This is a genomic window from Mesorhizobium sp. M7A.F.Ca.CA.004.12.1.1, from assembly GCF_003997835.1.
Lineage (GTDB): Bacteria > Pseudomonadota > Alphaproteobacteria > Rhizobiales > Rhizobiaceae > Mesorhizobium.
Genome location: NZ_RZRK01000238.1, coordinates 1 through 7,833 on the forward strand (window position 1 = coordinate 1; position 7,833 = coordinate 7,833).

Annotated in this window: 9 protein-coding genes and 1 pseudogene; 8 read left to right on the top strand and 2 right to left on the bottom strand. The window is 63.0% G+C overall.

Going from position 1 to position 7,833, the window contains the following annotated elements; all coding sequences use genetic code 11:
* Positions 1-218: pseudogene (locus EN984_RS14635) on the top strand (tRNA (guanosine(37)-N1)-methyltransferase TrmD); the annotation flags it as partial.
* On the opposite strand, the gene EN984_RS14640 reads toward EN984_RS14635, so the two are convergent.
* Entirely contained in the window at positions 200-952 is a 753-nt protein-coding gene (locus EN984_RS14640; protein WP_127267362.1) for a sulfite exporter TauE/SafE family protein, read from the bottom strand. The pseudogene EN984_RS14635 and the gene EN984_RS14640 overlap by 19 nt on opposite strands.
* Positions 953-1,280: 328 nt before the next feature.
* Here EN984_RS14640 and rplS point away from each other — a divergent pair, with 328 nt between their 5' ends.
* The 7 genes from rplS (at position 1,281) to leuC (ending at position 7,281) form a co-directional block, all read left to right on the top strand.
* Entirely contained in the window at positions 1,281-1,832 is a 552-nt protein-coding gene (gene rplS, locus EN984_RS14650) for a 50S ribosomal protein L19 (protein WP_013528861.1), read from the top strand.
* A gap of 154 nt (positions 1,833-1,986) precedes the next feature.
* Positions 1,987-2,400 carry an organic hydroperoxide resistance protein gene (locus EN984_RS14655; protein ID WP_127267363.1) on the top strand — a complete coding sequence of 138 codons (414 nt, stop codon included), beginning with the start codon at positions 1,987-1,989 and terminating at the stop codon, positions 2,398-2,400.
* On the top strand, positions 2,397-2,906 hold the full coding sequence (locus tag EN984_RS14660) for a MarR family transcriptional regulator (RefSeq protein WP_127267364.1): 510 nt from the start codon (positions 2,397-2,399) through the stop codon (positions 2,904-2,906). The genes EN984_RS14655 and EN984_RS14660 overlap by 4 nt, the downstream gene beginning before the upstream one ends.
* A gap of 177 nt (positions 2,907-3,083) precedes the next feature.
* Positions 3,084-3,881 (top strand): basic amino acid ABC transporter substrate-binding protein, encoded by a 798-nt coding sequence (locus EN984_RS14665; RefSeq protein ID WP_127267365.1) that lies wholly within the window; start codon positions 3,084-3,086, stop codon positions 3,879-3,881.
* Positions 3,882-4,082: 201 nt separating this feature from the next.
* Positions 4,083-4,892: an amino acid ABC transporter permease gene (locus tag EN984_RS14675; protein WP_127267366.1), complete on the top strand. Its 810-nt coding sequence runs from the start codon at positions 4,083-4,085 to the stop codon at positions 4,890-4,892.
* A 55-nt stretch (positions 4,893-4,947) separates the two neighbouring features.
* Complete coding sequence (locus EN984_RS14680) at positions 4,948-5,583, top strand: class I SAM-dependent methyltransferase (RefSeq protein ID WP_127267367.1); 636 nt, start codon at positions 4,948-4,950, stop codon at positions 5,581-5,583.
* A gap of 288 nt (positions 5,584-5,871) precedes the next feature.
* Positions 5,872-7,281 carry a 3-isopropylmalate dehydratase large subunit gene (gene leuC / locus EN984_RS14690; protein WP_127267368.1) on the top strand — a complete coding sequence of 470 codons (1,410 nt, stop codon included), beginning with the start codon at positions 5,872-5,874 and terminating at the stop codon, positions 7,279-7,281.
* A 39-nt stretch (positions 7,282-7,320) separates the two neighbouring features.
* Here leuC and EN984_RS14695 read toward each other — a convergent pair whose 3' ends face one another.
* Complete coding sequence (locus EN984_RS14695) at positions 7,321-7,638, bottom strand: hypothetical protein (RefSeq protein ID WP_127267369.1); 318 nt, start codon at positions 7,636-7,638, stop codon at positions 7,321-7,323.
* Positions 7,639-7,833 lie beyond the last annotated feature (195 nt).

The window sequence follows — 7,833 nt, forward strand, 5'->3', positions numbered from 1 at the left end:
ACGCGGTGTCGGGCGAGGAGGAGAGTTTCGAAAACGGCCTGCTCGAACATCCGCACTATACGCGGCCGCAGGAGTTCGAGGGCCGTGAGATTCCCGAGGTGCTGGTTTCCGGCAACCACAAGAAGATCGCCGCATGGCGTCGGGCGGAGTCAGAGAAGCTGACGAAAGAGCGGCGTCCGGATTTGTTGGGCGCCGCCGCTCACCCTTTCCAAAAGTAATAGAAAGCCAGAAACAGACCGACAGCGACGACGAAGCCGCGCACCGCGTTTTGTGGCACGCGCTTGGCGATCCAGACGCCGGCATAGCCGCCGAGCGCGCCGCCCGGGATCATGATGATCGCCTGCGGCCAGGCGACGACGCCGCCCGAGACGAAGACGACGATAGCGACCGCCGCGATGACCATGGCCAGCATGTTCTTCAGCGCGTTCAGCCGGTGATAGTCGCCGGCCTGGGTGAGGCCGAGCGTCGCCAGCATCATCACGCCCATGCCGGCGCCGAAGAAGCCGCCATAGATGGCGGTGAGAAACTGCGCCAGGGAGCCGGCGAGCGAGCCCACCGCCGCTTCATGACCGGGCTTCGGCACTGGTTTCAGCCAGGGGCCGGCTGCGAACAGGGCTGTCGCGGCCAGGAGCAGCCACGGCACCAGAGCGCGAAACGACGGATTGTCGAGCGCCAAAAGGATCAGCGCGCCGGCCAGTGCACCCACGGCCGAAATCAGGCACAGCAGCAGCGCGCCGCGCCAGAAGTGCCTGATATCGGCCGAGTAGGCGAGGGTCGAGGTGATGTAGCCTGGAAATTGCGTCACCGAGGAGGTGGCGTTGGCGACGATCGGCGGCAGGCCGACCAACGTCATGGCGCCGAAGGTGATGAAGGTGCCGCCACCGGCGACCGCATTGGCGGCGCCTGACAGAAAGCCCGCCAGAAACAGCAGGATGGCATCGAAGACAGACATGAATTGCGGCCGCTCAAAACTGTGTTATTTCAGGCTTAGAAAGCCTGAACGACCGGCGCAACCCGGCACGGCAGGATTACGATGGTGCCATGCGAGCAGAAAATGCGCTGCCAAGGCGTGACAAAGCGGCGAAATAGCTGTATGTGCCCGCCCGTACCGGCCAGAAAGAATCTGCCGGACCCGTCAACAATGACGGTGTAGTCGCCCCTGCTGGATGTTTCAAAGACAAATGTCTTGGAGACAAAAGGCATAGCCAAGCGGTCAATGGAACTGCAAGGCGAGTGTCGGACGCTCTGACTGTCGGAAGAACAAGAAGTGGACTTTTGAGATGGATATTCTCCGTCAGCTCGAGGCCGAACAGGCCGCCAAGATCGAAGCCAAGCGCAAGCTTCCCGAATTCCAGCCCGGCGACACCGTGCGCGTCCAGGTCCGCGTGACCGAAGGCACCCGCACCCGCGTCCAGGCCTATGAGGGCGTCGTCATCGCCCGCGCAGGCGCCGGCTTCCAGGAGAACTTCACGGTTCGCAAGATTTCCTACGGCGAAGGCGTCGAGCGCGTGTTCCCGGTCTACTCGCCGATGGTTGAAGGCGTCGAGATCGTTCGCCGCGGCAAGGTGCGTCGCGCCAAGCTCTATTACCTGCGCGATCGTCGCGGCAAATCGGCCCGTATTTCGGAAAACACCGGCGTGCGCGCCCGCAAGCTGAATGATGAGGAGCGCGATGCGCTGAACGCCGAGAAGGCCCGCATCGAGGCCGAGAAGGTGGCAGCAGCCGAGGCCCTGGCCGTCGAGAAGGCCGCCCAGGACGCCGCCGAGAAGAAGGCCGCCGCCGAAGCCGAAGCAGCAGCCAAGGCCGCCGCGGAAGCGACCCCCGCCGAATAAGGTTTTCGGACATCCCATTCAAAAAGGCGGCTTCGGCCGCCTTTTTCGTTTCACCGGACTGTGAACGCTTTCAGCGCCAGAAACGGGATCCGCTGTTGACGGCACATTATCTTGTGTACTAAATAATCGTGTACAAAGTAATTGGAGATTTGATATGGCACTCTACACCACACAGGCTCACGTCACCGGCGGCCGCGCCGGTCATGGCGAGACCAGCGACGGTCTGCTCAAGGTCGATCTGGCAATGCCCAAGGAGCTCGGCGGGCCGGGGGGCGCCACCAATCCTGAGCAACTGTTCGCAATCGGCTATGCCGCCTGCTTCGAAAGCGCCATCCGCTTCGTCGCGCGCAAACAGAAGCTGTCGCTGACGGATGCCGGGGTAACCTCCACCGTCAGCCTGCTTCCCAATGGCGAAGGCTTTAAGCTCGGCGTCGCGCTCGCGGCGGAAACGAAAGGCCTTGATCAGGCGGCGGCGGAAGCGCTTGTATCGGAGGCGCACAAGATCTGCCCCTATTCCAACGCCATCAGGGGCAATGTCGACGTAGCGCTTTCGGTAAAGGCGGCATGACGGAAAAGACGACAAAGAGCACCAGCGACGTCCCGGCGGAGGCCACCGGGACGTTTCACGTTCCGCGGCTCGACCAGCAGCTGTGCTTCGCGCTCTATTCGGCAAGCGGGCTGATGACGAAGCTCTACCGCCCGCTGCTCGATCCGCTCGGCCTGACCTATCCGCAATATCTGGCCATGTTGGCGCTGTGGGAACGAGCTCCAAGCACGGTTGGCGAGCTTGGCGAAGCGCTTGGGCTGGATTCGGCGACGCTGACGCCGCTGCTCAAGCGGATGGAGGCTGGCGGACTGGTCACACGCCGGCGCGACCCCGCCGACGAGCGCCGGGTTATGGTCGAGCCGACAGCGAAGGGCCAAGCGTTGCGTGAGCAGGCCAAAAGCGTGCCGGCGGCGATGCTTTGCAACCTGCCGCTGGATGCCGACGAGTTGAAATCCCTGCACCGCACGCTGACGCGGTTCGTCTCCGGCTTGCGCAAGGCAGATGCCGGCATCGCGAAGCGGAGCTGATCGCTGCCGCGACACCGTTCAATCCTGAATCCCGGAAATGAAGGCACTGGAATCCGCTTTCGCGCATCCTGACGCAGCGGACCGTCTTGCATGACGCTTGCGGAAAGCTAAAGTCGGCGCCGTATTTTCCTGCAAGCCCGGCCATGTCCGGGTCCGTCAATTTCCGGGGAGTGTGTCATGACCAAATCGAAACTGCTGCTGGCAGGCCTGCTTGCCCTCGTCCTGACGCCCGTTGCCGCCTTTGCGCAGGCGCTGCCCGACCTCGGCGGCAAAAAGGTGGTGGTTGTGACCGAAAACGCCTATCCGCCGCTGCAGTTCATCGATGCCAAGACCGGCAAGCAGATCGGCTGGGAGTATGACGCGATGAACGAGATCGCCAAGCGGCTCAATTTCACGGTCGAGTACCAGAACACTTCCTGGGACGCGATGATCCAGGCGGTTTCCGACAACCAGTACAACATTGGCATGACCGGCATCACCATCAAGGACGACCGCAAGGAGAAGGTCGATTTCTCCGACCCCTATATGCGCTCGGAACAGTTCATGCTGGTGCGCGGCGATGAGAGCCGCTTCACTGACGACAAGACCTTCGGCGACTTCAAGGACGGGCTGATCGGCGCGCAGGCCGGCACCACGCCCTTCTACACCGCCGTCTACAGCGTGCTCGACGGCAATGAGCAGAACCCGCGCATCAAACTGTTCGAGACCTTCGGCGCGACCGTGCAGGCACTGAAATCAGGCGACGTCGATGTCGTTTTGACCGATGGCACCGCTGGCAAAGGCTATGTCGACGCCTCCGAGGGCAAACTGAAACTGATCGGCGGGCCGCTCGGCACCGAGGATTTCGGTTTCATTTTCCCCAAGGGTTCCGACCTGGTGAAGCCGATCAACGCGGCAATCGCTGCGTTGAAGGCGGACGGGACGTTCGATGCGCTGAACAAGAAATGGTTTCTTGATTACAAGATGGGGCAGTGATTTCGCGCTGACTTCGCGCTTGAACGCCCCCCTCTGCCCTGCCGGGCATCTCCCCCTCAAGGGGGGAGATCGGCTCTTTTTTCCGCTTTCGCCAATCACCAAAGTTGTAAAAAGAGTGCCGTCGACGAAGCTGCCAATCTCCCCCCTTGAGGGGGAGATGTCCGGCAGGACAGAGGGGGGCGCCTTGGCGCAATCCTTTTGATGCCTCCCGCCTCTTCGTCCAAAGCCGACTTCCCCTGGTGGCTTGTCGTTGCCGCAGCCCTCGCGATCGCGGTGGCCGTCTTCGTCGCCACCAGCAACCTCTATGCCCAGGTGTTCGCCACGGTCGCCAAGGGCATCGGCGTCACCATCTTCGTCACCGTGATCGCCTTCGTGCTGGCGTCGGCCATTGGGCTCGGCATCGCGCTGATGGGAATGTCCGGTTCGCGCTGGCTGCGCCAGATCGCGCGCTTCTATGTCGAGATCGTCCGCGGCGTGCCGATCCTGGTGCTGTTGTTCTGGATCGCCTTTGCCGGCGCGCCGGCCTTCGTCGCGGCCTGGAACGCGCTGACCGCGCCGCTGCAAAACGCCGGCCTGTTCGGCGAGCTTTTGGTGCGCGACGTGTCGCTGCTCTGGCGCGCCATCATGGCGCTGACCATCGGCTATTCGGCTTTCATCTCGGAGGTTTTCCGGGCCGGCATCCAGGCGGTGGAGAAGGGTCAGATCGAAGCGGCGAAGGCGCTTGGGCTGACACGCGCGCAGCGTTTCCGGCTGATCGTGTTCCCACAGGCAATCCGCACCATCCTGCCGCCGCTCGGCAATGATTTCGTCGCTTTGGTCAAGGATTCCTCGCTGGTCTCGGTGCTCGGCGTTGCCGACATCACGCAGATGGGCAAGGTCTACGCCGCCGGCTCCTTTCGCTTCTTCGAGACCTATTCGATAACGGCCTACATCTATCTCATCCTGACCGTCGGCCTGTCGCTGGCGCTCAGGGCGCTGGAGCGGCGGCTGCGCCGCCAGCACGAGGAATAGTTTTTCGGCCAAGGCAGCGCTACGATCCCCGAGCATTCCCCTTGAGGAGGTCCCCATGATCGTCGACAAAGCCAATGCGGCGCTGGATTCCGTCTATACGGCCGACACGCCGGAAGCGCTTGAGGAGGCCTATGCCGCGTGGGCCGCGACCTATGACAGCGAGACCGCCTCGCTCGGCTACCTCCTGCCTTTCCTGATCACCGCCTGGGTGGCGCGTCATGTGCCGGCGGGCGATGGCCCCTTGCTCGATGCCGGCTGCGGCACTGGCCTGTCGGGATCCTCGCTGAAGGCGCTCGGTTACCGCGACATTGCGGGGCTCGACCTCTCGTACGATATGCTGAAGATCGCCGGCAGCCGCAATGCCTACAGCGACCTGAAGCAGGCAATGCTCGGCGAAACGCTGCCGTGGCCGGACGGCCACTTCCGCGCCTTCTTCTCGACCGGCGTGTTCACCATCAGCCATGCGCCGGCGACAGGCCTGCACGAACTGGTGCGCATCACCCGCCAGGGCGGCCACGCCATCTTCACCGTGCGCGACCAGGTGTTCGAGAGCGGCGGCTTCCAAGCCGTGTTCGACGAGCTGGAGCAGGCAGGGAAATGGCGGCCGATCGAGGAAAGCCCGTGGTTCCGCTGCTATGCGATCGCCGAGCCTGACGCGCTGGTGAAGACGTTTGTGTTTGAAGTGTTGTGACTCCACTTACCTTCTCCCCTTGCGGGAGAAGGTAAAGGCGCTGAACGCCGCAATTGCCGAAAACCCAAAACATTGGTATGAGCCACGCCATGGAAGAGCTTTTTGGCGATCCGGCCTACAAGGGGTTCGTGCTGCAGGACAGGAAACGCCTGCCGTCGCGTTTTTCCGCGCGCGTGTCCGGGGCGCTGACCAGCCGACTACCCTAGGCCGACCTGTTCGGGTCCCTTTCGCCGGGCCTGAGGTCCGGTACCTGCTCTTTCCCATTCTCATATCGACGGATTTACGCACATGAGCGCACCGCGCACCCTCTACGACAAGATTTTCGACGACCATGTCGTCGATCGCCAGGACGACGGCACCTGCCTGCTCTACATCGACCGCCACCTGGTCCATGAAGTGACCAGCCCGCAGGCCTTCGAAGGCCTGCGCATGACCGGCCGTAAAGTCCGGCATCCGGAAAAGACGCTGGCCGTGGTCGATCACAATGTCTCGACCTCGCCCGAGCGCAAGTTCGGCATCAAGAACGAGGAAAGCCGCATCCAGGTCGAGGCGCTGGCCAAGAACGCCAGGGATTTCGGCGTCGAATATTATTCCGAGAACGATATCCGCCAGGGCATCGTCCACATCATCGGTCCGGAGCAGGGCTTTACTCTGCCCGGCATGACCATCGTCTGCGGCGACAGCCACACCTCGACGCATGGCGCTTTCGGCGCGCTGGCGCATGGCATCGGCACGTCCGAGGTCGAGCATGTTCTGGCGACGCAGACGCTGATCCAGCGCAAGGCCAAGAACATGCTGGTGCGTGTCGACGGCCAGTTGCCGGAGGGCGTCACCGCCAAGGACATCATCCTGGCCATCATCGGCGAGATCGGCACCGCCGGCGGCACCGGCTATGTCATCGAATATGCCGGCGAAGCGATCCGTGCGCTGTCGATGGAAGGCCGCATGACGATCTGCAACATGTCGATCGAAGGCGGCGCGCGCGCCGGCCTGATCGCCGCCGACGAGACGACCTTCGCCTATGTCAAGGACAAGCCGCGCGCGCCGAAGGGCGCGTCCTGGGATGCGGCACTCGAATATTGGAAGACGCTGCAGTCCGACGAAGGCGCGCATTTCGACAAGGTGATCGTGCTCGACGCGGCCAAGCTGCCGCCGATCGTCTCCTGGGGCTCCTCGCCCGAGGATGTCGTGTCGGTGCAGGGCATCGTGCCGAACCCGGACGACATCGCCGATGAAAACAAGCGCACCTCCAAGCAGCGCGCGCTCGACTATATGGGTCTGACGCCGGGCACCAAGATCACCGACATCACGCTCGACCGCGTCTTCATCGGTTCGTGCACCAACGGCCGCATCGAGGATCTGCGCGCCGTCGCCAAGGTGGTCGAAGGCAAGACGGTCAGCCCGCATGTCGATGCGATGATCGTGCCCGGCTCCGGCCTGGTCAAGGAACAGGCGGAAGCCGAAGGTCTCGACAAGATCTTTGTCGCCGCCGGCTTCGACTGGCGCGAGCCGGGCTGCTCGATGTGCCTTGCCATGAACGACGACCGGCTAAAGCCGCATGAACGCTGCGCCTCGACCTCGAACCGCAATTTCGAGGGCCGGCAAGGCTTCAAGGGCCGCACCCATCTCGTGTCGCCGGCGATGGCGGCCGCGGCGGCGATCGCCGGCCACTTCGTCGACATCCGCGAGTGGAAGTAACCCGGATTTGAACAGAACCCGAGCCGCGCCCGGCTCGGGTCAGCTCTTTCCGTCGCGGCGGACGAGCTCGTGGAACTCCTCGCGGCGTCCCGGCTGTTCGGCCGCGACCACTAGCGCAAGCTGTTGTTCCTCGAAGAGCTTGAACCATTCGTCCCATTCGACGAGTTCATAGCCTCCCGCATTGAGCGGCCGTTCAGGCTGGTCCTGATCCTGATAGGCGTGCTGGCCGAAGACCAGCCTCAACATGGGCTGCGTCCCCGCTTCCGGCGATATGTCGACGATTGCGGGAAAGCCGGCGCGCCCGGCAGCCCATGAGCGGATCGCATCGTGGTCGGTCAGTGTGATTGTGTCGGCCATGGGTCGCTCCAGATTGTGAACGGAGGAACGCTGACTGGGGACTGCGGTTCCCTGACATTATTTTGAGACGGCGGTCCTGCTTACCGCTTTCGCTTAACCGCTTGTTTGGGCTTGCCCTCTAAGCTCTTCCCTGACGTAAGCCAGGGGAAGTCACAGTCGGTTGGACACGGGTCTGCTCATTGCGCTGCTCAACCC